17 protein-coding genes and 1 pseudogene are annotated in these 25,898 nt (G+C 62.7%); 12 read left to right on the top strand and 6 right to left on the bottom strand.

Features of this window, described 5'->3' with window-relative positions; all coding sequences use genetic code 11:
* Together AC5RW2_RS32085 and aceA are read right to left on the bottom strand one after the other, a co-directional pair.
* Positions 1–349 (bottom strand): annotated as a pseudogene (locus AC5RW2_RS32085) (malate synthase A); the annotation flags it as partial.
* 95 nt (positions 350–444) lie between these two features.
* On the bottom strand, positions 445–1,761 hold the full coding sequence (gene aceA / locus AC5RW2_RS32080) for an isocitrate lyase (protein WP_493964177.1): 1,317 nt from the start codon (positions 1,759–1,761) through the stop codon (positions 445–447).
* Between the two features lie 140 nt (positions 1,762–1,901).
* On the opposite strand from aceA, the gene AC5RW2_RS32075 reads away from it, so the two are divergent.
* The 7 genes from AC5RW2_RS32075 (at position 1,902) to AC5RW2_RS32045 (ending at position 14,824) form a co-directional block, all read left to right on the top strand.
* Complete coding sequence (locus tag AC5RW2_RS32075; protein ID WP_493964178.1) at positions 1,902–3,416, top strand: helix-turn-helix domain-containing protein; 1,515 nt, start codon at positions 1,902–1,904, stop codon at positions 3,414–3,416.
* A 489-nt stretch (positions 3,417–3,905) separates the two neighbouring features.
* Positions 3,906–5,726, top strand: coding sequence for a GmrSD restriction endonuclease domain-containing protein (locus AC5RW2_RS32070; protein ID WP_493964179.1), 1,821 nt, complete (start codon positions 3,906–3,908; stop codon positions 5,724–5,726).
* 513 nt (positions 5,727–6,239) lie between these two features.
* Entirely contained in the window at positions 6,240–6,893 is a 654-nt protein-coding gene (locus tag AC5RW2_RS32065) for a DNA methyltransferase family protein (RefSeq protein ID WP_494074929.1), read from the top strand.
* Positions 6,886–10,176 carry a DEAD/DEAH box helicase family protein gene (locus AC5RW2_RS32060; protein WP_493964181.1) on the top strand — a complete coding sequence of 1,097 codons (3,291 nt, stop codon included), beginning with the start codon at positions 6,886–6,888 and terminating at the stop codon, positions 10,174–10,176. Before AC5RW2_RS32065 ends, AC5RW2_RS32060 begins: the two co-directional genes overlap by 8 nt.
* A 1-nt stretch (position 10,177) precedes the next feature.
* The gene (locus AC5RW2_RS32055) at positions 10,178–11,212 is read left to right on the top strand and encodes an Eco57I restriction-modification methylase domain-containing protein (protein WP_493964182.1); all 1,035 of its coding nucleotides are present in this window, start codon (positions 10,178–10,180) and stop codon (positions 11,210–11,212) included.
* A gap of 166 nt (positions 11,213–11,378) precedes the next feature.
* Positions 11,379–11,966 carry a hypothetical protein gene (locus AC5RW2_RS32050; RefSeq protein WP_493964183.1) on the top strand — a complete coding sequence of 196 codons (588 nt, stop codon included), beginning with the start codon at positions 11,379–11,381 and terminating at the stop codon, positions 11,964–11,966.
* Positions 11,963–14,824: a hypothetical protein gene (locus AC5RW2_RS32045; protein WP_494074928.1), complete on the top strand. Its 2,862-nt coding sequence runs from the start codon at positions 11,963–11,965 to the stop codon at positions 14,822–14,824. The genes AC5RW2_RS32050 and AC5RW2_RS32045 overlap by 4 nt, the downstream gene beginning before the upstream one ends.
* A 165-nt stretch (positions 14,825–14,989) precedes the next feature.
* On the opposite strand, the gene AC5RW2_RS32040 is transcribed toward AC5RW2_RS32045, so the two are convergent.
* Positions 14,990–15,886 carry an Lrp/AsnC family transcriptional regulator gene (locus tag AC5RW2_RS32040; RefSeq protein ID WP_493964185.1) on the bottom strand — a complete coding sequence of 299 codons (897 nt, stop codon included), beginning with the start codon at positions 15,884–15,886 and terminating at the stop codon, positions 14,990–14,992.
* A gap of 217 nt (positions 15,887–16,103) precedes the next feature.
* On the opposite strand from AC5RW2_RS32040, the gene AC5RW2_RS32035 reads away from it, so the two are divergent.
* The 4 genes from AC5RW2_RS32035 to AC5RW2_RS32020 are packed head-to-tail and all read left to right on the top strand — an operon-like array spanning position 16,104 to position 22,036.
* On the top strand, positions 16,104–17,471 hold the full coding sequence (locus tag AC5RW2_RS32035; RefSeq protein WP_493964186.1) for an MFS transporter: 1,368 nt from the start codon (positions 16,104–16,106) through the stop codon (positions 17,469–17,471).
* Complete coding sequence (locus tag AC5RW2_RS32030; protein WP_493964187.1) at positions 17,468–19,180, top strand: amidohydrolase; 1,713 nt, start codon at positions 17,468–17,470, stop codon at positions 19,178–19,180. Before AC5RW2_RS32035 ends, AC5RW2_RS32030 begins: the two co-directional genes overlap by 4 nt.
* Entirely contained in the window at positions 19,173–20,978 is a 1,806-nt protein-coding gene (locus AC5RW2_RS32025; protein WP_493964188.1) for a thiamine pyrophosphate-binding protein, read from the top strand. Before AC5RW2_RS32030 ends, AC5RW2_RS32025 begins: the two co-directional genes overlap by 8 nt.
* Entirely contained in the window at positions 20,975–22,036 is a 1,062-nt protein-coding gene (locus AC5RW2_RS32020) for a C-terminal binding protein (RefSeq protein WP_493964189.1), read from the top strand. The genes AC5RW2_RS32025 and AC5RW2_RS32020 overlap by 4 nt, the downstream gene beginning before the upstream one ends.
* 505 nt (positions 22,037–22,541) lie before the next feature.
* Here the strand turns inward: AC5RW2_RS32020 and AC5RW2_RS32015 are convergent.
* Entirely contained in the window at positions 22,542–22,745 is a 204-nt protein-coding gene (locus AC5RW2_RS32015; protein WP_493964190.1) for a hypothetical protein, read from the bottom strand.
* 177 nt (positions 22,746–22,922) lie between these two features.
* On the opposite strand from AC5RW2_RS32015, the gene AC5RW2_RS32010 reads away from it, so the two are divergent.
* A complete protein-coding gene (locus AC5RW2_RS32010; RefSeq protein WP_494074927.1) occupies positions 22,923–23,411 on the top strand; it encodes a hypothetical protein in 489 nt (162 codons plus the stop codon).
* A 495-nt stretch (positions 23,412–23,906) separates the two neighbouring features.
* Here AC5RW2_RS32010 and AC5RW2_RS32005 read toward each other — a convergent pair whose 3' ends face one another.
* Together AC5RW2_RS32005 and AC5RW2_RS32000 are read right to left on the bottom strand one after the other, a co-directional pair.
* Positions 23,907–24,821 (bottom strand): dioxygenase family protein, encoded by a 915-nt coding sequence (locus AC5RW2_RS32005; protein ID WP_493964192.1) that lies wholly within the window; start codon positions 24,819–24,821, stop codon positions 23,907–23,909.
* Positions 24,818–25,897 (bottom strand): maleylacetate reductase, encoded by a 1,080-nt coding sequence (locus AC5RW2_RS32000; RefSeq protein WP_493964193.1) that lies wholly within the window; start codon positions 25,895–25,897, stop codon positions 24,818–24,820. Before AC5RW2_RS32000 ends, AC5RW2_RS32005 begins: the two co-directional genes overlap by 4 nt.
* Position 25,898: the final 1 nt, after the last annotated feature.

Below are 25,898 nucleotides of genomic sequence, written 5' to 3'. Positions count from 1 at the left end.
CCGCCAGCCACACCTTCGCGCCGGAGTTCAGCGCGTTGATGGTCATCTTCTTCTCCACCGGCCCGGTGATCTCCACCCGGCGGTCCTCCAGCCCGGGCGCCGGGGGAGCGACCCGCCAGGAGGAGTCCTCGCGGATGTGCCGGGTGCCGGGCAGGAACTTCGGGTCGTGGCCGCGGGCGATCGACTTGCGCCGGTTCTCCCGCTGCACCAGCAGGTCGCGCCGCCGGGCGGCGGTGGCCTTGTGCAGCTTGGCCACGAACTCCAGCGCCTGCGGCGTCAGCACTTCCTCCTGCCGGCACACCGGCGTGGCCGTCAACGTAATCCCGTTCAAGGTAATCGGATCGTTCATCGCTCATTCACTCCTCAAGAAGTGCATCGACTATTCAGCTGGCGCCCTTCCCAGCCCTGAGAAGGGCGCCTGCTGACTCCTCGATGCGAAAAGATTTAGTGGAACTGGCCCTCTTCGGTGGAGCCGACCAGGGCCAGGGTGCTGCCGTTGGGGTTGAGGGCAGTGGAGATGGTGTCGAAGTAGCCGGTGCCCACTTCGCGCTGGTGCTTGGTTGCGGTGTAGCCGCGGTCTTCGGCGCCGAACTCGCGCTCCTGCAGTTCGACGTAGGCGCTCATCCCGTCCCGGGCGTAGCCGTGGGCCAGGTCGAACATCGAGTAGTTCAGGGCGTGGAAGCCGGCCAGGGTAATGAACTGGAAGGTGAAGCCCATCGCGCCGAGCTCGCGCTGGAACTTGGCGATGGTGGCATCGTCCAGGTGCTTCTTCCAGTTGAAGGACGGCGAGCAGTTGTAGGAGAGCATCTGGTCCGGGAACTCGGCCTTGACCGCCTCCGCGAACTTGCGGGCCAGCTCCAGATCCGGGGTGCCGGTCTCCATCCAGATCAGGTCCGAGTACGGGGCGTAGGCCTTGGCCCGGGCGATGCACGGCTCAATCCCGTTGCGGACCTTGTAGAAGCCCTCCGGGGTGCGCTCGCCGGTGATGAACTCGCGGTCTCGCTCGTCCACGTCGGAGGTGATCAGCGTGGCGGCCTCGGCGTCGGTCCGGGCGATGATCACGCTCGGCGTGCCGGCGACGTCGGCGGCCAGCCGGGCCGCGTTCAGCGTGCGGATGTGCTGCGCGGTGGGGATCAGCACCTTGCCGCCCAGGTGGCCGCACTTCTTCTCCGAGGCCAGCTGGTCCTCCCAGTGCACGCCGGCGGCGCCGGAGGCGATCATGGACTTCATCAGCTCGTAGGCGTTCAGCGGCCCGCCGAAGCCGGCCTCGGCGTCGGCCACAATCGGCACCAGCCAGTCCTCAACGCTCTGGATGCCCTCGGAGAACTCGATCTGGTCGGCCCGCATTAGCGCGTTGTTGATCCGGCGGACCACCTGCGGTACCGAGTTGGCCGGATACAGCGACTGGTCCGGGTAGGTGTGGCCGGAGAGGTTGGCGTCCGCGGCCACCTGCCAGCCGGAGAGGTAGATGGCGCGCAGCCCGGCCTTGACCTGCTGCACCGCCTGGTTGCCGGTCAGCGCGCCGAGTGCGTTGGTGTAGCGGCCCTCGGCGGCTTCCTCGGTGAGCTGCTTCCACAGCTTCTGTGCGCCGCGCTTGGCCAGCGTGTGCTCTTCCTGGACCCGGCCGCGGAGGCGGACGACATCCGCTGCGGTGTAGTCACGAGTGATGCCCTCCCAGCGGGAATCGGCAGCCCACTCGAGCTCCAGGGCCTTGGCCGCTTCCTCAGCGTTCATCGGGGCCGGCTCAAATGATGCAGTCATTGCTGTTCTCCTTGATAGCGGTGGTCAATCCGGTGATCGCGCTCCACTCGGTGATCGAGCTTGTCGAGATCCGAACTTCTTCGTGAAATCGACTATTCCGTAGGTCACAACAGGTAATCCATAAAAAATGCTGGAAAGATTTGCACTTCTTCTCGTATCCTCAAGAAATGGCAACCACCAGTTGGAATCGTCCCTCCAAGCACGACGACGGTGCCTCCTCAGAGCCCGAAGTCGACGTCATCAGCCTGGGTCGCCGGGTGCGGCACCTGCGTAAGGCCCAGGGCATGACCCTGGATGATCTCGGTGCTGCCGTGGGCGCCGCGCCGTCGCAGCTGTCGCTGATCGAAAACGGCAAGCGCGAGCCCAAGCTCGGCATGCTGCAGGCGCTCGGCAAAGCGCTGGGCGTGGGCATGGACCAGCTGCTCGGGGCTGAGCCGCCCAGCCGCCGTGCTGCTCTGGAGATCGAGCTGGAACGCTACCAGCGCGGGCCGTTGTACGAGTCGCTCGGGCTGCCGAAAGTCCGCGTTAGCTCGCGGCTTTCCATGGACGTGCTGGAGTCGTTGGTGGGTCTGCAGCATGAGCTGGAGCGCCGGCTGGATGAGCAGGCCGCCACCCCGGAGGAAGCACGCCGGGCCAACACCGAACTCCGGGCGGAAATGCGCGCCCGGAACAACCACTATGAGGACATTGAAGCCCAGGCGCAGGAGCTCCTGAAGGCCGTCGGGTTCAAGGGCGGTCCGCTGTCACACCACGTGGCCGCGGACATCGCCGAGCACCTCGGTTTCAGCCTGCAGTACGTCAGCGATCTGCCGCATTCCACCCGGTCCGTGACGGATTTGAAGAACAACAGAATTTACCTAACCCAGGGCCACCGCTCGGAACACGACCCGCGCTCGGTGCTGCTCCAGGCAGTCGGGCATTACGTCCTAGGGCACCAGACGCCCACCGACTACGCGGATTTCCTCCGCCAGCGCGTCTACACGAACTACTTTGCCGCGGCGCTGCTGATGCCAGAGCACGCCACCGTGGACTTCCTGCAGAAAGCGAAGGCCTCCAAGGAACTGGCCATCGAGGACCTACGGGACGCCTTCAGTGTTTCGTATGAGACAGCAGCCCACCGCTTCACCAACCTGGCCACGCACCATCTGGGGATCCCGTGCCACTTCCAGAAGGTGCACGTCTCGGGGATCATCCACAAGGCCTATGAGAACGACGGCGTGAATTTCCCGGCCGACCACACCGGCGCCATTGAAGGCCAGCCGGTCTGCCGCAACTGGACCTCACGGGCCGTGTTCGACGTCCCAGACAAATTTCGTGCCTTCAACCAGTACACCGACACCAAGGCCGGGACCTTCTGGTGCACCGCCATCACCGAGCGGCACTCATCGGGAGAGTACTCGCTCAGCATCGGCATTCCCTACAAGGAAGTGAAGTGGTTCCGCGGCCGTGACACCACCGAACGCTCCGTTTCCAACTGCCCTGACGAATCCTGCTGCCGCCGCCCACCCGCCGACCTTGCCGCCCAATGGGCCGGCAACGCCTGGCCCAGCGCCCGCGCCAACTCCCACCTGCTCGCGGCTCTCCCGCCCGGAGCCTTTCCCGGAGTAGACGAGACCGAAGTATACGAGTTCCTCGCGAGCCACGCCCCGCGCTAAGCGAAATTTAGAAAGACGTCGCTAGGAAACGATGCCCGTGAAGAGGTTGTGTCTTTTGGTGTCCAACTCTTTATGCGGCACGCATTCGAGGTTTTCGTCTGGAGCTCGTCCTTACTTACTCGGCACAGCCAGACGACATAACCTACAGAGGGATTTGAGGGAGAACTGTGTGGTAGTTGGGTGCGAGACAGCTGCGTTTAAGGTGCTGGCGCCCCGCAGAGCGGCCGCAAAACCGGGCGACGGGATGCTTCCGTCCCATTTTAAACTTGCATGCGCAGTTCCTCTGGTGTTTGTGGCAACTCACTAACTGACGTGGTGCCTGAGCCGCCGCCATTTGCCAGCTGCGCACAAGCGACTGGCAGGCTTCTAGCGCCGTGGCGACCTCATCGGCATGGCGATAGGCAAGCGTCCGCCGTGACGGAGCCTCTTCGGTTAGGCTGTCAGCTAGTTGTGGGCGCACCGGCGCCCAGCGCCAATCCGGGGGAGCTTATGTCGTTTGATAGTCCGATTCGCGATCTGCGAGAGTTGCTGCGCGATATTGAGGCAGGCAAGATCCAGCTTCCAGATTTTCAGCGTCCCTGGAAATGGGACGTAGACCGTATACGCGGGCTGCTCGCGAGTATCACGAAAGGGTTCCCGGTCGGTGTGGTCATGACGCTTCAGACGGGCTCGGACGAAGTTAACTTCGCGATCCGACCTCTGTCCGGCGTAGGCGCGGTCAGCGCAAAGCCGCAATTCCTTCTATTGGACGGACAGCAGCGCCTGACTTCGCTGTACCAATCGCTGATGAGCGGTGCCCCCGTTGACACTTGTGATCCGCGAGGAAAGCTTATGCGCGGCTGGTTCTACATTCGGATAGCGGAAGCCCTCGATCCTGAACGGGATATGGAAGACGACGCCATATTTTTTGTCCCCGAGGACAGGGTCTTACGGTCAAACTTTGGTCGGGACGTAGTGGCTGATTTCTCTGAGCTGGACAAGGAGATTGAACACGGCGTTTATCGCCTTAGCCGAACTTTTGACAACGACTACTATCATCAGTATTTGCTCCGGCTGGTGGCGCTGAAGCCTGATTCAATGTCAGTCTTTACCGATTTCGCGAAGGGGCCCCTGCAACAACTTCAGAATTACAAGGTCCCGGTGATTGAGCTTTCAAACACAACCTCTCGTGAAGCTGTGTGTACTGTATTTGAGAAGGTCAATACCGGTGGAGTGGCGCTAAATGTTTTTGAGCTTTTGACCGCGACATTTGCAGCCGGAAGTGCCGATTTTCGATTGAATGACGATTGGACGGCTCGCAAAAAGAGGATGGTCAGCGCCCGACCTGTCCTACACGGGGTGGAAAACACGGACTTCCTCCAAGCTGTCAGCTTGCTCGCTAGCCGCAAGCGGCGACTGACATATGCAGGCGATGGAGATAAGTTGCCCGGAATTACTTGTAAGCGCAAAGATATCCTGCGCCTCACACTCGAGGAATACAGAGAATGGGCTGAACCCCTCACAGAGGCTTTCATTTGGTCCGGGCAATTCCTGAACAATCAGTTCATCTTCAGGCAGAAAGATCTCCCCTACCGGACACAGCTTGTTCCCTTGGCTGCTCTTCGAGTGGCCTTAGGGGGGGATGCTGATCTGATGGGTATCTCCAAAATGCTGGCGCGATGGTATTGGAACGGCGTTCTTGGTGAACTCTACGGTGGTGCAGTCGAGACCCGCTTCGCTCGTGACTTGGAGGAAGTTGAGGCTTGGATACATGGAGGGGCTGAGCCTGGAACAGTTGCCGGAGCATCATTCAACCCGGACCGTCTACTGACGCTGAGAACCCGTAACTCTGCCGCGTACAAGGGCATATATGCGCTAACCATGCGGGGAGACGTCAAGGACTGGGTCAATAACCAAACCATCAATCAGGGCTCTTACCAAGACTTCAACATTGACATCCATCACGTATTCCCTCAGAAGTGGTGTGATAACCATGGCATTGACGATGCGTTGGTCCAGAGCATTGTCAATAAGACACCGATATCTAGTGCTACCAATAAATTCATTTCGGCGAAGTCGCCGAGTCGTTACGTTCCTGAGCTTGCCCTTAAGGCTCACATTTCTCTTGATGAAGCCTGTGCGGCAATAAGTTCTCATCAGATAGATACTCGCTTGTTGATGTCTGATGATTTCCATGGCTTCTTCAACGACCGGCGATCGCGACTTTTGCAACTGATTGGTGAGGCGATGGGGAAGCCTGTACTTGGAAGTGAAAAGCGAGAAGATGAAGAGTTTGAGTTACCGTCCGAGCTTGATGATGTTCTTGTATAGGTCTTGTTGAGCCACTATGCCGTCCTGAGCTCGTTCGCAAGAGTGGGTACGTCCGGCATTCAGTCAGCCCCGATTCACCGGCCCCCAACTGGTGTATAAACCGAGGGGAAATCCTCTCTCCGCCCGCACCGGCCCTTCGGCACATTAGGACCTCCAGTGTTGGTGCTGTAATGCCCTATTGACCACGTCTTTGATTGGGAATTACGGTGTGTCGCCGAACCTCGAGGTGGCGTCCAATTAGGATCATCTTGAGGTCTAGAAGCTCCTGCAGAAGGACATGAGCCGGTAGGGATTGACCACGAAATCTCGCCGGTAATATAGGACAGGTGGCTCTGTGCTAACAACACCTTACGGCTGGTTTCCCAGCTAGCCATTGCCCGAGGAGCTAGCAGAAATTGGAGTGCATGTGACGCCATCACGAGACGACCGATCCGCGGACTTGCTGGACGTGGGGGCCGACGACCCCGCCGTGACGGGTACCGTTGCTCATCGTCGGCAGCACGGGAGGCACCAGTGACGGTGACAGAGACGATTGTCGAGGAGCAGGTTGTGAAGTCTCGCCATCGTGTGAAGACCTACGGCGAGGTCTTCACACCGCGTCAGATGGTCAACCGGATGCTCGACTTGGTCCGCGAGGAGTTGGAAACCGGCCGAGACTTCGTCGACAAGACCTTCCTTGAGCCTGCAGCGGGCGACGGCAACTTCCTGGTCGCTATCCTGCGTCGCAAGCTCCACGCGATTGAGAAGCGGTACCCGGTCGAGGAGTGGCCGGAGGCGTCACTGTTCGCTCTGGCCTCGATCTACGGTATCGAGCTGCTGGAGGACAACCATCAGGATGCGAAGGCGATCATGATCGCCGAGTTCTTGGGCTTTCATCAGGCCCAAGGCACTCCCTGCGGTTCGGACACCGACCTACACCGGGCGGCGGCGTTCCTCATTGACACAAACATCGTCGGCGGCAACACCCTGACCGGTCTTACCCCCGAGGGGCAGGACATCCAGTTCTCGTGGTGGAACCGGATCGAGGGAGAACCGGGTCTAGTGCAGCGTGAGCCGTTCACGCTCGCCTCGTTGCGCAACGACGCCTGCTTCGACTTCACCATCTATGACAGCTATCAAATGTGCCGGATCGACAAGGTCCACGAGGAAGTGAGAGCCGATGCCTAGTCCGAAGATCAGCACGTTCCGCGAGATCACTCCGCTGATCTACTCGTGGACGACACCGGACATCCCCAAGTACGACGGTTGGGAGAAGATCGGGTACACGGAGCAGGAGAGCGCAGACGCCCGTATTGCACAACAGGCATCCCAGCTGTCCGTCGAGAAGAGGAAGGTCTGGTCGCGCCGAGCATTGTTCACGTCTGAATCTGGTGGGCGCTTCACGGACAAGGACTTTCACGCCTACCTCCACCGGCAAAGCGTCGAGCGCGAGACCCAGCCCAAGCGCACGGAGTGGCATCACTTTAAAATCGCCCCGAAGGAGTCGCTTGACTACTTCAACGACTTCGTCGGTCAGGACTTTGCGGACCTTCAGCAGGGCGGCGAGGAGGACGACTACGTCCTGCGTCCCGAGCAGCAGGCGGCCGTCGAACAGGCAGTGTCCGCCTTCGAAGCCGGTAAGGCCGAGGTGCTGTGGAACGCAAAACCGCGGTTTGGCAAGACGCTGACCACGTATGACCTGATGCGGACCCTAGGCGTCCGACGCGTCCTGATCGTCACCAACCGCCCGGCGATCGCGAACTCCTGGTTCGACGACTTCACGCGGTTCATCGGCCACCAGACCACCTACCGGTTCGTCTCGGAGTCGGCCTCACTGGCCGGCCGTTCGCCCATGACCCGCGAGCAGTGGCGTACCTTCTCACTCAACCATCAGGAAGATGACCCGCGCATCGTGGAGTTCCTCTCGCTGCAGGACCTCAAGGGGTCTCAGTACTTCGGCGGCTCGCACGACAAACTCAGGCATATCGCTCAGTTCGAATGGGACCTGTTGGTGATCGACGAGGCCCACGAGGGTATCGACACGAGCAAGACCGACGTCGCGTTCGACCAGATCAATCGCAAGTGGACGCTGCACCTGTCGGGCACGCCATTCAGAGCGTTGGCTTCCGGCAAGTTCGACCAGGACCAGATCTTCAATTGGACGTATGAGGACGAGCAGACCGCCCGCCAGCAGTGGCAAGATGACGGTCAAGAGAACCCGTATGCGGCGCTTCCGACGCTCAACCTGCTGACCTACCAGATCTCGCGCATGATCACGGACCGTCTAGCCGAGGGCGTCGCGATCGACGAGGACGAGGCGAACATTGACTACACGTTCGACCTCAACGAGTTCTTCGCAACCAAGGACAACGGGTTCTTCGAGCACGAGGCTGAGGTGATCAAGTTCCTCGATTGCCTAGCGACCAACGATAAGTACCCGTTCTCCACCCCCGAGCTGCGCGACGAGATCCGCCACTCCTTCTGGCTGCTTAACCGCGTCGCGTCTGCCAAGGCCCTGAAGAGGCTCCTCAAGAACCACGACGTTTTCAAGGACTACGCGGTCATCTTGGCCGCCGGCGACGGTCGTTCCGATGACAACGCCGACCCGACAGTTGTCGGCAAGTCTCTCCATAAGGTGCGCACGGCGATCGCGGAGGCTGAGGAGTCGGATGGCAAGACCATCACCCTGTCGGTCGGGCAGCTGACCACTGGCGTCACAGTGCCCGAGTGGACCGCAGTCATAATGTTGTCCAACCTGTCCTCTCCGGCCCAGTACATGCAGGCGGCGTTTCGGGCACAGAACCCCTGCACCTTCGAGCGTGCCGGGCACGTGTACCAGAAGAAGAACGCGTACATCTTCGACTTCGCGCCCGAGCGCACGCTGACGATCTTCGACGCCTTCGCCAACAATCTGCACCCGAACCCCTCGGGTGATCAGCGGGTGCGGCAGGAGAACATCCGCACGTTGCTGAACTTCTTCCCGGTTTTGGGCGAGGACGCCGAGGGCAGGATGATCGAGCTCGACGCCTCCCAGGTCCTGACGTTTCCGCAAGTGTTCAAGGCCCGCGAAGTCGTGCGCCGAGGGTTCTTATCGAACCTACTATTCGCGAACGTCGCCGGCATTTTCAGGTACTCCGAGCACGTCAAGAAGATCCTCGACAAACTTCCCACCGTCAAGCAGGGCAAGGTCATCAACGGGCAGCCCCTCGAGATCCCTCAACCGCCGCCCCTCACCGACCCCGACGGCCACGTCCAGGTCGACGTGGAAACCATTATCAGCCCCAAGGTCGCCGAGCTCGGCAAACCCGTCTACAGCCTCGAGGACATCCCTACCCCCGAGCCCGGCTCTCCGGCGGCCACGGCGGCGACAAACATAGCCAAGGCTGTGACTGAGCAGACCCTCTCCAAGCGCGAAGAGCTGATGAAGGTCTACGAACTCACGGCCACCCAAGTCCAGCGCGACATCAAGCGCACCGAACAGGCAGTGAAGGACCAGATTGAGCGCGCGTACACCGAGCACAACATCGCAAGCAAGCACATCGACGACGAGCTGAAGAACGCAGCCACCGAGGCCGAGGCGCGAGCTGTCGAAGCGAAGAAGGCGGAGCAGGACGAGGCGCTCAAGGCGAACGTCATGGCCATCGTCGACAAGACGATGGAAGAGATCGTACCCGAGGTGGTCACTCGCGAAGAGACCAAAAAGGAGCAGAAGCGCGCAGACCAGACTATGGACGACGCCCGCTCCCACCTGCGCGGATTCGCCCGCACGATTCCCATGTTCCTCATGGCATACGGGGATCGCGGCATCCGTCTGTCGAACTTCGACGACTACACACCCGACCACGTGTTCGAGGAGATCACGGGCATCAGCGAAGCCGAGTTCCGCCTCCTGCGTGACGGCCAGGAAGTCACCGAGGAGAACGGAACAGTCACGAGGATCCCGGGAATGTTCGACGAGACGGTCTTCGACCAAGCCGTCCAGGAGTTCTTGGACAAGAAGGAAGCGCTCGCCGACTACTTCGACGACGTGCAGACCGAGAACATCTTCGCCTACATTCCGCAGCAGAAGACGTCCCTGGTGTTCACACCGCAGCCCGTGGTCAAGAGGATGGTCGACACCCTCGCGGAGGAGGACCCCGGAATCTTCACCGACCCGGACAAGACCTTCGCTGACTTGTTCTCAACTGCAGGCTTGTTCCTGATGGAACTCGTGCGACGTCTCGACACCGGCCTTGCCGAGGCATTCCCAGACCAGGAGAAGAGACTGCGGCACATCCTGACCTCACAGATCTTCGAGATGAGCCACAACGAGATCCTTCACCGCATCACCATAGAGGCTGTCTCCGGCGGTGTTCCCAAGCGCAAGGCATGGATCGAAGGCTCCGGTCACTTCCGGGTCGGGAACCTAGCTCGGATGACCTCGGAGGAGCGGCAGAAGATGGTGGACGACATGCTGACGGAAGGTAACTGACATGAGCAAGAAGTTCGATGTTGTCATCGGTAACCCGCCCTACCAGGAAGAGGCCCAGGGCGGGGGTACGCGTGACACTCCCGTCTACCACTTATTCATGGATGCGGCCTACGAGGTAGGGAAGAAAGCCGTACTCATCACCCCGGCACGCTTCCTCTTCAACGCGGGTTTCACGCCGAAGGCTTGGAACGAGAAGATGCTCGCGGACTCCCACCTGACCGTGCCGTACTACGTCCCTAACAGCGACGAGCTCTTCCCCGGAACGGACATCAAAGGCGGGATCGCAGTTACCTACCGGGACGAGGAGCACGACGGCGAGCCGATCGTCACCTTCACCCGCTACCCGGAACTCAACACGATTCTGCACAAGGTCTTGGCCAAGCACGGTCCCTCGATCGAGAAGGCTGTATCGAGCGGCCGTGCCTACTCTTACACCCAGCTCATGCACGATGAGAACTCCGAGGCCTCTGGGAAGATGTCGAGCGACGCGCAGTTTCGGGTCAGCACCAACGCCTTCGACCAGCTCCCGTTCCTCTACCATTCCGAACCTCCTGCAGGAAACCAGGAGTATGTCCGGGTGTACGGGCTTGCCGGACGTGCTCGTGCATACCGCTGGATCCGGGCTGAGTACCTCACCGGCCCGAAGAGCTTCGGAGCGTACAAAGTAGTCGTCCCTAAGGCGAATGGGTCGGGTGCGTTCGGGGAGGTGTTGTCGAGCCCGCTTGTGGTAGGCCCCCGGGTGGCCGTTACCATGACTTTCATCACTATCGGATGCTTTGATGACGAGGGCGCTGGCGAAGCGTGCCTTAAATACGTGAAGTCCAAGTTCGCCCGTGCCCTCCTCGGCGTCCTAAAGAGCACTCAGGACAACCCGGCAAAGGTCTGGAAGTACGTTCCGCTGCAGGACTTCACGTCGGGATCGGACATCGACTGGAGCAAGCCGATCCCGGAGATTGATCAGCAGTTGTTTGCCAAGTATGGGCTCGACGCCGATGAGGTGGCCTTTATCGAGGCCCAGGTCAAGCCGATGGAATGACCGCCGGAGAGGTGTGCCAGAGGTTGAACATGGGGCTGGGCGCGTACCTCGAGTGTTTCTTTGGGCCGAGTGGAGGAGATCAGCGGCAGTGACAGAAGGAGCGGTGCCGGAGCGCCGAACACGCGTAATCGAGGCCTTGGAAAATCGAAGTCCAAAACTCGCAGGCATGTACCAGATGGCAATGGACATACTCGCTGGGGAGGCGAATCCCGCCACTGAGAATGCGAGAGTTTCAATGATTTGCCATTGCATGCGGGAGTTGATGGTCAATCTCCCGGCTGTCATGTCGGACGATCCCACATTGATTCGCCGCCCCAATCCGTCGTCAGCAGCATTGTTGAGGGAACTTCCCAGGTTGCTGGCGGCCCACCCGGACGCCGACCTGGGACTTGACCAGGATCTCGTGCCGGTCCCTCGCCGGGTTGCCCAGGGGCTCGCCGCCCTAATCGCCGCAGCTACTAAGGAGGAAGGGCGCAACCGAGCCAACATGGCGGCACTAGTGACTGGAGAATCAGATGCTGACCACCCGGCAGTCACGCAATGGAAGGACGCCTATAACTTCTTTCTGAGTTGGACGCATCTGGATCGAAATCACGAGCAGGGGAGATCGCTGCCGAGTGATGGAACCCTTCTAGCCAACATCCGTGTCATTGAGGACGTCATCGAGGTGAGGAGTGCCCTCTTTTTCGAGAACTTACACGCGTTAGAGGATCTCTTGGCAGAGATTAACAATGTCGACGCGGAAACGGTGTGATGGAAAACTTCAAGGCGCCAACCACGGAACAGGTTAATGAGGCTTTGCGGCGAATCCCTACGCCGCCGTTGCGTCGTGCCTTCTTTGAGGGGCTAGAAAACCCGCTTTGGGTGGAACCTCTTGCAAAAGCGGGGATCTTTAGCAACCCTCCGGAACCAGAGAAGACGAGCGAGGGCCTCATCCGGGATTATTACTGGCCTGAAATTCATTACCTGATCCGTGTGGCACCAGCGGCACCCAAAGCCGTCGTAGATGTTCTTCTTAAGCTCACTGGAAGTAATAACGCTTGGGTGCGCAGGGCCACATTTAAGGTAGGCGCTTCCGTCCCGGCGGATGAGGCGGTAAGACTGAAGCCGCTGCTCAAGTCGTGGGGTGCGAATGGCCTAGAGGGGCGAAACGACCCTCGGAACATGGTTGAGTTCGCCGTCAATTTACTGCGAGGTGGACAACATAGGACCGGCAAGTGGTTGGCGAATCTATTGTTTCGGCCCAGGGCGTCTGAGAACCCGTACAAGCCACACCTAGCCTTGGAAGAGTACTGGTACGAGGATGGGTTACCCAGGGTTGTCGAAGCTTTGGATGATGATGGTCTCAAGGTTGTCCTGCCTTGGCTGGAAGAATACGAACGTCACTGCAAGCACTTGACGGCCACGTTCGATATGACAGATGTGTCACGCGAATCGATTCGCGAGAAGCGTGACCGATACCCTTCCGTGGAGCACGCGCTCATCGACGCGGTCCGGGACTCGGCAGTCAAGGCGATGGCCAAAGACCCTGAAGCCGCAAAGGCAATCTTGACCCGCAGTCCCATGTTATTGACCCGAAAAATCACGCTTTATGCAGTCACAGAGGCCTTTCGCAGTGACAGCGTTCAACTTGCTGCGGAAGCAGAAAATTTGCTGGCGGTCGCTGCTGAGATCGTTGGCGATGAAGAGTTTTATGATGACTCTTGCCGGATTGAGTTCGGTGAGTTCGCCCGTGAGGTGGCAAAGCGCTCCCAAACGGCGCTAGAGCCGCTCAACGATTTCATCGCTGCCGGACCTCAAATAGGTAGGGATCAGTTGCGGGAACGTCTAGGTACAGACGAAGACTCTCTCGACGAGGTGTCGGAACGAGTCGAGGCGGTGGTCGACACTTGGAAGCATCGTTGGCTCTCTGCTATTGGCTCTGAGGCGCTCCCCGCCGCCCTGAAGCCGGTCCTAGCGGAACTCGATGCTAAGCGCGGAGTTATTGAATCACCGCTAGCGGCTCTAAACAGAGTGACGAGTTGGAGCGGGCCGAACAGCGCAATCTCCCAAGAAGAGATGTCGCTAATGAGTCCTGTCGAACTCGCGGCACACCTTGAGAGTTGGCATGACAAAGGGAACGGCTGGGGGCCAGAACCATCGCATGAAGGCCAAGGACGGGAGCTATCGGCGCTGATCGCGACGAACCCAAAGGCGTTGGACGGCATCGAGGACTTAGTTGATAGGTTACGGCCAACGTACCTGCGAGCGATTCTGCAGGGATGGGAAGCAGCAGTAAAGGCGGATATCGCACTCGAATGGCATACAGCGGTTGACGTGATTCGCAAGGTGCTTACCCATTGTGACGCATCCTCGTTCCCTGTTGAAGGGCGCGACTGGGATGACGACGTCGACTTCCGCGGAGCAAAGAGAGCCGCCGTGAATCTGCTTGAGGAACTCGTCAAGAAGCGAGAGACACCAGCAATTCCTACTGAAGTGACCCAGCTCTTAGCTGGTCTAATGCTTCGTGAAGCTGACGATGAATCAGCCTGGACCGAATACCATGCGCACGATCAGGAGAGCGGGATGGATCCCCTTACTCTCTCACTCAACTGGCAATGGCCAACGCGGGTGCGTGGCCTGATCAATCTGATCTCGCACGGCCAGGATAGTCCTTGGTACGAAGCGTCCCGTTCGGCTCTAGAGCGCGAGATCGAGAGGCTGGATAGGCGCGGTGCCTCTAGCGCAGTAATCGGCGAGGGGCTCGGCCGACTACTGACTGTCGACCCGAGCTGGCTCAAATCGCGAGTTGCGGACCTGTTCGGTTCATACAACTCTATATCGCGAAACCAGCAAATCGCATTGACGACCGCGATGGCAGTTCATTACTACCATTTGGCAATCTACGATCTTCTAGCCCCTTCCATGGTCGCTGCTATCCAGACGAAAGAACCTCTCGTTGCAGGATGGCGAAGTCAAGCTGATCCGCTACAGTGCATCGGTGAGTGGGTAATCAGCGCACTCATATGGGGCCATAAGACGCTTGAAGATCCGGTTGCCGAAGCATTCTTTGCAATGGCGAAACCCAGCGTCCGGGGGGCAGCCATCGGTCGAATAGCCTGGTCATTCATGAACGCTGCCTCCGTTGCCAACGAGATCCGAGATCGGTTTGCCAGCCTCTGGGACGCACGAGTGGAACACGTCCGCTCACATCCTGAGGACAAACAGGAGCTTAACGAGTTCTACTGGTTTGTAAAGAGCGGCAAGTTCGATTCCTCATGGTGGCTTCCGCGACTGAAGGAAGCGGTAGAACTGAATCCGGAACTCGCAGGCAAGTCCCTGATGATTGGCAAGCAGATCGCCAGCTCAGCCGATGTTGACTCACGTCTAGCGTTCGAAGTGACCAAGCTGATCCTGACGCATCGGGGAGCAGAGGAGATTTCGTTTTGGGATATCACGAGAAATGCGGTGCCAATGGTCATCGCGAGGGCGATTAGTTCCGGCGATGAACAGCTAAAGGCGGATGCAACTCAATTCATGAACAAGCTCGGGGAGGGGGGTAACCCAAGCCTCGAGAAGGAAGTTCAAGAAGTGCTTGACGGTAAGATCACTCAGGAAGACGTCGCTGAATAGTTAAGAATTGTACTTCAACTAATATTATATCTTTGGCCTCCGGCCTCTGAGTATTTTTGACTCAAAGTTGGTGGCTTTCCGCCTAAAATATACGTCTTTATGGTGATTAAGAATTGGCGGGCCCCTTACTGCTTCGGCATCGATGTTGTTTGCAGCTTTCTGAAATCAGGAAATCCTCCGCGTATAGTCCTCTTTGACAACCTCGAGGTGGAGCCAGGAGTCGGTGCGGCTGACGGTGGGGAGGCCGCGAATTTCTTCGAGTTGGGCGAGGAGGTCGCGGGGGGACTGGGCGGCGAGGGTGGCGATGGCGTCGAAGCGGCCGACGGTCTGGGCGACGAACTCCACGTGCGACGAGCCACGCAGGAGTTCGAGAACCGCGTCGTTGTCGCCGGAGAGGTTCAGGCCGACGCCCATGGACAGCTGCCGGCCGCCGGCGCCGCGCGACTCAACGGCGCTGATCCGGATGATCCGGGCGTCCAGCAGCCGCTGCACCCGGGAGCGCACGGCGGTGGGGGTGAGGCCGACGGCGGCGGCGAGGTCCCGGTAACTGGTCCGGCCGTCCTGTTGCAGGATCTCGATGAGCTGGGTGTCCACCTGGTCGATGGTGACCTCGCCGGTGTACTGCGAGAGGAAGAAGCCCTTGACCAGTCGGGTGTAGACCAGTGTATCGATGTAGGCCACATCCGGATGCTCGCGGAGCCCCGTGAGCACGGCGTGCAGTTCGTCGTGTGTGGCCACCCGGATCTCGGCGATCAGGTCATGGGTGCCACCGATGGCCGAAACCAACACTGCTTCCGGCCAATCAGCCAGCAGTTTGGCGATATTGCGGACCGGGCCGGACGCCACCACCGAGACGTGCGCGATCACGTGCTGGCCGAGGAACGCCGGGTCCACCGCGGCCACCACCCGGACAGTGTGGCTGTCCAGCAACTCGCGCAGCCGGGCGGAAACCGTAGCCCGCGGCAGGCCGAGCTCGCGCGCCAGGTCCTGGTAACTTGCCCGGCCCTCCTGCTGGAGGGCACGGACCAGTTTTGTGTCGATCATTTCGATGGGGTCCGCCAAAGTTTCCTTAACCTCCCAAGTGAGCACCGCCGTCGTCAATTATCCAGTGATGCAGGGCACGTGCAAGCGCTTTCGGAAAATTCTGCGCGAAAACTAGAACAGAAGTGAACTTGGTGGTTTGTAACGCAAAACTTCTGCTCTTGTCCGACTGTGATTTGGGCCCTACAGTCGCATAGATCACAACGGCACTCATGCCCACACCTTAAGGTGGAAGACCATGTCACACACGTCAGCAGCCCGGCCGCAGTTCAGCCACGCCCGGGCCCGCCGCGCCGGATTCGCGGCCTTCGTCGGCACCGCCATTGAGTGGTACGACTTCTACATCTACGCCACGGCCGCGGCCCTGGTCTTCGGCCCGCTGTTCTTCCCGGAAGCGGACCGGATGACCGGCATCGCCGCCGCCTTCGCCACCTACGCGGTCGGGTTCTTCATGCGCCCGCTGGGTGGCATCATCTTCGGCCACATCGGCGACAAGTTCGGCCGCCGTCCGTCGCTGGTGATCACGTTGCTGATCATGGGCCTGTCCACCGTGTTTGTGGGGCTGCTGCCCACGCACGAGAACATCGGCGCCTGGGCCGCCGTCCTGCTGGTGGTGCTGCGCGCCCTGCAGGGCCTGGCCGTGGGCGGCGAGTGGGGCGGCGCCGTCCTGATGGCGGTGGAGCACGCGCCGGAGAAGCACAAGACCTTCTACGGCGGCTTCGCGCAGCTGGGCAACCCGGCCGGCGCGCTGGGCGCCACCCTGATCTTCGCCTACCTGTCCGGGATCAGCGACACGTTCCTGGTGGACGGCGGCTGGCGCATCCCGTTCCTGCTCTCCGTGGTGCTGATCGGCGTGGGCTTCTGGGTCCGCTACCGGGTGGAGGAATCCCCGGTCTTCGAGGAGAAGGTCGAGGGCAAGGTCCAGGCCCTGCCGCTGAAGCACGCGCTGGTCACCAACTGGAAGCCGATCCTGATCGGCATCGGCCTGCTGCCCATCTCCACCGGCGGCTACTACCTGGCCACCACCTTCGCCACCGCGTACGGCACCGACCCGTCGGTGGGCCTGAACGAAACCATGATCCTCAACGCACTGTCCGTGGCCGCCCTGGTCGAGCTCATCTGCACCCTGGGCGTCGCCTGGCTGGGCGACCGGTGGGGCCGCAAGCGGGTCATGTTCGTGGGCCTGGTGGGCTCGATCGTGCTCATCGTCCCGCAGTTCCTGCTGATGTCCACCGGTCCGGAATGGCTGATCTTCCTGGCGTTCGCCGCGATGCGCCTGGTCATGACCGCCACCTACGCGCCGACCGCGACCATCCTCTCCCAGCTGTTCCGGGCACAGGCCCGCTACACCAGCATCTCGCTGGCCTACGGCATGGCCAACGCCATCTGGGCCGCCCTCTCGCCGCTGACCGCGACCTACCTGTACAGCAGCACCGGCAGCATCTGGCCCGTCCTGATCATGTTCGGCGCCATGGGCGTGCTGAGCATCATCTGCCTGGCGATCGCTCCCCAGCACCGCGACGAGGACGACTACGACGACGCCGGCTTGGCTGACGACGCCGAACGCACCAACAACAGCAACACCAACCTGGAGGCCTTCCGGTGAGGAAACTCAAGACATTCGACGCCCCCGCGACCAGCTTCATCCCACAGCTGATCACGGCCGCCACCATCCACACCATGGATGAGGAGCGCCCGACGGCGGAGGCCATGCTCGTGCACGACGGCTACCTGCTCGCCGTGGGCACCGAGGCACAGTGCCGCGCCGCCGCCGTCAACCTCGGCCTGCCGGGCCCGAAGGAACACCACGCCGGCGGGGCCACCATCGTGCCGGGCTTCATCGACGCGCACGCGCACCCACTGATGTACGGGCAGCTGAAGACCTGGGTGGACTGCGGGCCGGAACGCGCCGGCAGCATCCCCGAGATCGTGGCGCTGCTGAAGGAACGGGCGGCCGAGACCCCCAACGGCCTGCCCGTGCGCGGCTTCGGCTACGAGCACACCAACCTGGCGGAGGGCCGCCACCCCACCCGGCAGGAGCTCGACGAGGTCGCCACCGACCGCGAGGTCTACCTGATGAACGCCTCCGGCCACGGCGGCGTGGTGAACTCCTACACGTTCGAACTGCACGGCGTCACCAAGGACACCCCCAACCCGGCCGGCGGCGAATTCTTCCGCGACGCCTCCGGTGAGCTGACCGGCGAACTCTCCGACGCGGCCTGCAACATCCTCACCGGGCTCGAGGGCGTGAAGATCGGCCACCACGGCCCGAACTTCCACCTGGCCGACGCCCCCGAGGAGCACCTGCGCCAGCTGCAGATCGCCCAGGAGAACTTCCTGGCCGGCGGCGTCACCACCATCGGCGACGCGCAGGTGTCCCGGCGCGAGTTCGACATGTACCTGCGCATGGCCGAGGAAAACCAGCTCAAGGTCCGGGTCAGCATGTACCTGCTCTCGCACCTGCTGGACGAGGCCGCCGAGATGGGCCTGCACGGCCAGTTCGGCAACGCGCGGCTCAGCTTCGCCGGCTTCAAGTTCTATGCCGACGGCACCCTGGGCGGCTGGACCGCGTACTTCCCGGACGGCTACGTGGGGGACCCGTGCCGCACCGGCCAGCTCTACCACGACCCGGCCGACTACGCCGCGCTGATCTCCAAGGCCCACCGGCTGGGCCTGCAGACCGCCACCCACGCGCAGTCCCCGACGGCGCTGGAGATGGTCATCTCCGCCATCGAGGCCGCGCAGGCCGAGCGTCCCGACACCGATGCCCGGCACCGGATCGAACACTGCGGGCTGCCCACGCTGAAGCAGATCGACCGGATGGCCGCCGCCGGCATCCACCCGGTCAACCAGCCGCAGCACTACTACAACTGGGGCGAGGGCGTGAAGGAAGCCGTCGGCACCCCGGGCGAGCGCTTCAATCCGCTGGGCGAATTCGCGGCAGCCGGCGTGCGCGTGACCATCAGCTCCGACGCCCCCGTGGCCGAGCCCAAGCCGCTGGAAGCCATCCAGGCCGCCACCAACCGCATCACCCGCTCCGGCGTCAAGCTCGGGTCGGACTCGCTGCTCATCACGGCCCGCCAGGCGCTGGCGGCACACACGATCAACGCCGCCTACACCCTGGGCCGCGAGGACGACCTCGGCTCGCTGACCGCGGGCAAGCGGGCCGACTTCGTGGTCCTCGCGGGCGACCCGTTGGCCGTCGACGCCGCCGAGATCTCCGACATCCCGGTGCTGGAAACCTGGGTGGACGGCATCCAGCGATTCACGGCCGACCGTCCCGCACGCCTCAACCCGGAGGTCCAGCATGTCTGAGCACACCCCGGCGGCCACCCCCACGGTCACGCTGCCCGATGGAGTCGTCGCCGATAACACCGGCCTGGCCATCATGACGGTCCTGCGGAACTACGGCATCGACACCATCTTCGGCATCCCCGGCACGCACAACCTGGAGTTCTACCGCCACCTGGCGCCGCTGGGCATCCGCCCGGTGACCACGCGGCACGAACAGGGCGCCGGCTACGCCGCCGACGGCTGGGCGCAGCAGACCGGCCTGCCCGGCGTCGTCATTACGACGTCGGGGCCCGGCCTGCTCAATGCGCTCTCCGCCGCGGGCACCGCCTATTGCGAGTCCCGTCCGCTGATCATCCTGTCCCCGGGCGTGCCCGAGGGCGAAGAGTTCGCCGACATCGGCTCGCTGCACGAGACGAAGGACGCCACGGCCGCCGTCGGCGCGATCGTCGAGTGGTCGCGCCGCGTCACCTCCGCCACCGAGGCGGTCCGGGGCATCCACGACGCCTTCGAACTCTTCCGCTACGGGCGCCCGCGGCCGGTGCACATCGAGGTACCGCTCAACGTGCTCGAGGGACCCTCGGACGCGCCGGAGGACCTGCTACAGGCCGCGCCGCGGCGTGAGCCGGCTGGCGCGTCCGACCAGGCCATCCGGCAGGCCGCCCAGCTGCTGGCCGAGTCGCGCCGGCCGGTGCTGCTGGCCGGCGGCGGTTCGCTGCGGGCCGGCCGGCAGCTGCTGCAGCTGGCCGAAGCGCTGGACGCCCCCGTGGTGACCACGCTCAACGGCAAGGGTGCCATCCCCGAATCGCATCCGCTCTCGCTGGGCTCGGACATCCGGCTGCCCGCCGCGCAGCAGCTCTGCGAGGAGGCCGACGTCCTGCTGGTCATTGGTTCCAAGGTCGGCGAGGCCGAACTGTGGTTCAACCAGCTGCAGCCGAGCGGCACGGTGATCCGCGTGGACATCCTGTCCGGCCAGATGGCCAAGAACATCGCGGCCGACGTTCCGCTGGTCGGTGACAGCGCCGCCGTCGTGCCCCAGCTGCTCACCGCACTTGAGCACGACGCCGGTGCCCCTTCGGTGGTCGACCAAGTGAGCGCGCCCTCGGTGGTCGACCAAGCGAGCGGGCCTTCGGTGGTCGACCAAGCGAGCGGGCCTTCGGTGGTCGACCAAGCGAGCGCCAGCGAGCGCGTGGAGACCCGAGCGCGCCGAGAAAGCGGCGCCGACCGCGTGGCCCGGCTGCGCCCGGTGCTGCGCGACGCCGCCCGGGCGCTGTCCCCGGAGTTCGCCGCGCTGGCCGAACAGGTGGCGGCCGCCGTGCCGCCGTCGACCATCATCGGCGGCGACTCCTCCCAGGCCACCTACCTGGGGACGGCCAGCTTTGTGCCGCAGGAGCAGCCGCACTCGCTGCTCTACACCCCGGCCTACGCCACGCTCGGCTACGGGCTGCCCGCTTCGATCGGCGCCCGCATCGGAGCGCCGGACCGTCCGGTGGTCTGCGTGGTGGGCGATGGCGCGCTGATGTTCGCGGTGCAGGAACTGGTCACCGCCGTCGAACAGCGGCTGGACCTGGTGGTGGTGTGCGCCGACAACGGCGGCTACGGCGAGATCCGCCAGAACGAACTGGACCGCGGCATCGAGCCCGTGGGCGTGGAGCTGGTCCAGCCCGACTGGGCCGCCCTGGCCACCGCATTCGGAGGCACCGGCCGGCGGATCCACGACGCCGCCGAACTGGCACCGGCCATCCGCCAGGCGCTGGCCGACGGCGGAGTCCAACTGATCCACGTGCCCGCGCAGCTCTTCGCCCAGGAGAACCAGGCATGACGGCGAACCCGCGGGTCCTGATTACCGACGCCGAGGACCTCGACTACTCCATCGCCCTGGACCTGCTGGCCGAGGCCGGCATCGAGGCACGCTACCTTAACACCCGGGACCGTGGCGCCATCCTCGACGCGGCGCAGGGTTGCGAGGGAATCATCCTCGGCTACGCCACCCTGGATGCCGAGATGATCGCCGCGATGCCGGACCTGAAGGCCGTGGCTACCATGTCCGCGGGCTTCGACATGGTGGACCTGGAGGCCGCGGCCGCCCGGAACATCACGGTGTGCAACGTGCCCTCGGTGGCCACCCGCGACGTTGCCACCCATGCCTTCGCCGGCATGCTCTCGCTCATCCGTGAGCTCCCGCGCTCGCAGGCAGCCACCCGGCGCGGGGACTGGACGGGGGAGGGGACCCCGGTGCCGCCGCGGATCAGCGAGCTGACCCTGGGACTGGTCGGGTTCGGGCGCATCGCCCAGTACCTGGCGGGCCTCGCGGCCCCGGTCTTCGGGTCCGTCATCGCCTACGACCCGTTCGTTCCGGATTCGGCCTGGGCTGCGGAAGTGCGCCGGGGCGAGCTTTTGGAGGTCTTGGCGGCGTCGAATGTGGTCAGCTTGCACACCCCGCTCACCGAGGAAACCCGGAACCTGCTCGACGCCGAGAACCTCGCCGTTCTGCCCGCGGGCAGCTACGTGGTGAACGTGTCCCGGGGCGCCCTCGTCGACGAACAGGCACTCTGCGCCGCCCTGGACTCCGGCCACATCGCCGGGGCCATGCTGGATGTGCTGGCGGAGGAACCGGCCCCGGCGGACCACCCGCTGGTCGTCCACCCGTCGGCCATCGTCACGCCCCACGCGGCGTACCGCAGCAACGTCTCGCTGCGCGAATACGTCGCCCTGCCGGCCCGGAACATCATCGCTCGCCTACAGGGCAGGGAACCCGAGACGCAGATCGCGGCGGCGCCTCCGTCCCTCCACCCCGGCGGCCCGGTAGCGCCCAGTTACACTGAACACGCAACAGCGCCCGGTCTGCATCAGCAGGCCGGGCCTGCCGGACATAGCTGAGTCGGGTCCATGTTGGCACCTACTGACCGTGAGTCGACGTATCTGACTGCCTCGGTGATACAGGTGCTGTCTGGTTAGCCGCAGATCCGGTCCGACCCACGAGCCTGTCTTCATCAACGCGAAAGGGTACACGTGATCGACGTGCACTGCGCCAGGCTCCGCGCCCAGCAGTACGTGGCAGTAGAAGCATCGGCCGTGCTGAAAACCCGCCAGCGCAGCCTTAGCGCCGGTGACCGGAGCGCGGCGCACGGCGGTTAGAAGCTGCTCCCTGTCTGAGCTCAGCACCACGCCGGATCCGGCAAGACCATATCCGATGCCGGCATCAAAACACGTGCCGCCAGCTCTTCCGTGAGCAGTGCGTGCCGGTGGTTGACTTCCCCTATGCCGCGAAGGTTGTGGAATTTTTGCATCACCATGCCGGGTATTGACTTCGCGGCGGCAGTGACAAGCCTGTCCGTAGCGCGACCTGAGTGAAGGGCCGCATCGCGTTCTTCGGTGAGGACCGTCAGAAAGTCCCTGCCACCGCCCACACTCCCTGCGGGTCCTTGTGGGAACAGTGCAGCATGTTGGCCAAGCGCAGTGCATACGGCACGGCAAGTTCCTCTACCGTGACCTCTTCCTGGCCGCCCTTGGCCGCCTCCAGCAGTGCTGACCTTAGGGCGAACTTGTAGGTATCTGGGCCGATAAATACGAACGTTGTGCAGAACAATTTTCGTCGGAACAGGAATTTGCGGACTGCCGTATGGCGCCCCCGCCTTCCCGGCCAACTCAACCCTTGACGTTATCGGTACACGTCGACAGTCTGGTGGGTCCACCCGAATGGGTGAGCGTCAGGGACCCGTCCCGTTTCTATTGGGGTAATTCACTAGCAGCAAGGAACATCATCATGAAACGCTGGCTCGCACCTATCGCCCTCGCAGTCGGACTCGCCGCAGGCGCCAGTCCGGCTGTTGCCGCGCCGAACCCGAATAAGCCGGCCCCAGTTGACCCGACTCCGTTCACGCTGCCGTGCCCGGGCTTCGACGTCACGGCCGCAGTCACGGGCAAGTTCAAGATCATCGACCTGCCCGGCGACCGGCAGAAGATCATTGCTCCCAATCAGAGGGTCACTCTGACGGGTCCCGCCGCGAAGACAGTCAGCTACGTCATCACGGGGACGACTCACATTCAGAATCTGCCCGGCGGCGTCCAAGAGATCAGGTCGACGGGAAGGAACGTAATCATCGTGCCCAGAGTCCTCGGCCCGAATGGACACCCCGAAGGGCTGTTCCTCACGACAGGCAATGTCAACTACGTCCTCCAAAATGGGCAGGAACTGCGGTTGTTCTCCGGCACCGGCAAGGTGACCGACGTTTGCGCGTTGCTTGCACCGTAATTTTCTCTTACTAACACAAGGTGCTTCCGGGAGTCGCCGGAAGCACTTTGCCACGGCACCCGGAACATCACCTGGGTCTGGAACCCGAACGTTCCCTACGCCGGATCAACGCTGCTGGACGGGCTTTACCCCGGCGCGTATTACGTCGATGCGGTTGCCCTCGACGGCTACAACTGGGGAACCTCCGCCGCGTGGAGCACCTGGACCCCACCGTGGGCGCTCTTCGCAGACGGGCTTGGGCAGCTTCGGTCGCTGGCCCCGGGGAAGCCCATACCCATCGCCGAAACATCCTCCGCCGGAGAGGGCGGCTCGAAGCAGTTGGAACAAGGACCTGGTTTACTACCTGGCCCAGCAGCCCGACATCACCGTCTTGGTCTGGTTCCAATCCAACAAGGAAACGGACTGGCGCATCGACAGCAACTCCCTGTTGAGTCCAGAGTGGCATCTTGGCTGTGGGCGGTGATGCCACTCTGGACAGTTTATGGCTGTGATGAGTCAGGCGGTTTTGGGGGCGAGGACGATGTCGAAGCGGGTGCGGGCCCAGTCTCGGTCAAGGTCGCGGCCGTCGGGGGTGGGAGTGCCGGCTGGTTGCCGGTCGAACTTTTTGATCAGGGAGTTTTTGACGCCGAAGACGGAGTCGCCGATCTCGATTTGCGGGTCGCCGTCGACGAAGATGTGGGTGACCAGGGTGCGCAGGTTCTCGGCGGTGACCATGAAGTGCAGGTGCGACGCGCGCACGGGGGAGCGGCCGGTGGCTTCGAGCATTTGGCCCACGGGTCCGTCGTGCGGGATGGGGTAGGGGGTGGGGGTCAGGCCCCAGAAGCTGTAGTTCCCGTCCTGGTCGGAGTAGAGGTGGGCGCGTCCGGCGACGCGGCCGTCGGTGTATTGCACGTCGTAGAACCCGTCGTCGTCTGCTTCCCAGACCTCTATCCGCGCACCCGGAACCGGATTGCCGTTGGTGTCGGTGACGGTTCCTTCAACCCAGCAGGGCTGGCCGGCGGCGCCGCCGGCGATGTCTCCGCCGATCGGGATTTCGGGGGCGTCGTTGACGAAGAAGGGCCCGAAGACGGTGGCTTCGGTGGCGTTGCCGACGGTTTCGTTGTTCACCGCGATGGTCTGCATCGAGGCGCCCAGGACATCGGAGAGCAGGATGAATTCCTGGCGCTTGTCGTCGGTGATGTGCCCGGCGGCGGTGAGGAACTCGATGCCCTTGTTCCATTCGTCCTCGGTGAGGCGGACCTCGCGGATGAAGTTGTGCAGGTGCTTGGTCAAGGACTGCATCAAGAACTTCAGCCGCGGGTCCTCGGTCTTCTCGAAAGAAGCGATCACTGTATCGACCAGTTGCTGCTCAGCGGCCTGCTGCTTGGCACTGATGCCGTTGGTCCCGGCGGGAGCGGTGGTTTCGGTCATGACTGGTTCTCCTCAAGGCCTGGCGTGGTTCCTGCGGTGGCGGCGCGGAGTAGCTCGGTGAGGTTCTCCGCTGTCGGTTTGCGCGGGTTGGAGGCGGGGATGACGGGCAGGATGAGCTCGACGGCTTCGGAGATGTTCGCTTCGCTGAAGCCGTAGTCCTTCAACGCCTTCGGTGCGTCCAGTGTTTCGCGCAGCTTGTTTAGGCCCGTGACGGCGTCGACGCTGCCGAACGCTGTCGCGATTCGGGCCGCGGCGTCGGGGGCTGCCGGGGCGTTGAACGCCAGCACGTAGGGCAGGACGGTGGCGTGGGTCTGGGCGTGCGGCATGTTCCAGGTACCGCCCAAGACGTGGCAGATCTTGTGGTGCATCCCGGACCCGGCGGAGGCGAACGAGACCGCGGCCAGATAGGCGCCGTAGAGGGCTTGTTCGCGGCCGGCCAGGCCGGAGGGGTCGGCCTTCACCGCGGGCAGGCCGGAATTCAGTGCGCGGATGCCTTCGGCAGCCAGGGCCTGGTTGATCGGATCCGCCCGCGGCCCCCACATCGAGTCCACACAATGCGCCAGCGCGTTCAAACCCGACGCCACGGACAACTCCGCCGGCAGGGACAGGGTCAGTTCCGCGTCGTAGACCACGGTGACCGGCAGCACCCTGTCATCGATGCCGGTGGTCTTGCGGGCGGCTTCGGTCAGGCCCCAGACGTTGGTGGCCTCGGAGCCGGCGTAGGTGGTCGGGACCGCGACGATCGGCAGCCCGGTGGTCATCGCGATGGCCTTGGCCAGGCCCGTGGTGGAACCGCCGCCGACACAGACCAACAGGTCGATGCCGTGTTCGGCCGCCGCGGTGCGGGCCTTTTCGGCCTTCTCGATCGGCACGTGCGGGGCCACGTCGTCGTAATTCAGTGCCACGTCAATGGCTGCGGTGACCTTCTGCGCGATCGGTGCCTCGAACTCCGAGGCAATCACCATCACCTTCCGCGCGCCGAGCCGGGCGACTTCAGCGGCGAGGTTTTCCGTGGCCTTACCGGAGCCGAACAGCACCCGCTGACCCAACGTCACATGCTCAAAATTCAGGCTCACG

It is taken from the genome of Arthrobacter sp. B0316-1-20 (assembly GCF_059091865.1).
This window is presented reverse-complemented; position numbering and strand designations above follow the sequence as displayed.

What these genes read in the sequence shown, in the direction of transcription:
- aceA (WP_493964177.1), bottom strand. Translation starts at nt 1,761, where the DNA reads ATGACTGCATCATTTGAGCCGGCCCCGATGAACGCTGAGGAAGCGGCC.
- AC5RW2_RS32070 (WP_493964179.1), top strand. Translation starts at nt 3,906, where the DNA reads ATGTCGTTTGATAGTCCGATTCGCGATCTGCGAGAGTTGCTGCGCGAT.
- AC5RW2_RS32060 (WP_493964181.1), top strand. Translation starts at nt 6,886, where the DNA reads ATGCCTAGTCCGAAGATCAGCACGTTCCGCGAGATCACTCCGCTGATC.
- AC5RW2_RS32055 (WP_493964182.1), top strand. Translation starts at nt 10,178, where the DNA reads ATGAGCAAGAAGTTCGATGTTGTCATCGGTAACCCGCCCTACCAGGAA.
- AC5RW2_RS32050 (WP_493964183.1), top strand. Translation starts at nt 11,379, where the DNA reads ATGTACCAGATGGCAATGGACATACTCGCTGGGGAGGCGAATCCCGCC.
- AC5RW2_RS32035 (WP_493964186.1), top strand. Translation starts at nt 16,104, where the DNA reads ATGTCACACACGTCAGCAGCCCGGCCGCAGTTCAGCCACGCCCGGGCC.
- AC5RW2_RS32025 (WP_493964188.1), top strand. Translation starts at nt 19,173, where the DNA reads ATGTCTGAGCACACCCCGGCGGCCACCCCCACGGTCACGCTGCCCGAT.
- AC5RW2_RS32020 (WP_493964189.1), top strand. Translation starts at nt 20,975, where the DNA reads ATGACGGCGAACCCGCGGGTCCTGATTACCGACGCCGAGGACCTCGAC.
- AC5RW2_RS32010 (WP_494074927.1), top strand. Translation starts at nt 22,923, where the DNA reads ATGAAACGCTGGCTCGCACCTATCGCCCTCGCAGTCGGACTCGCCGCA.
- AC5RW2_RS32005 (WP_493964192.1), bottom strand. Translation starts at nt 24,821, where the DNA reads ATGACCGAAACCACCGCTCCCGCCGGGACCAACGGCATCAGTGCCAAG.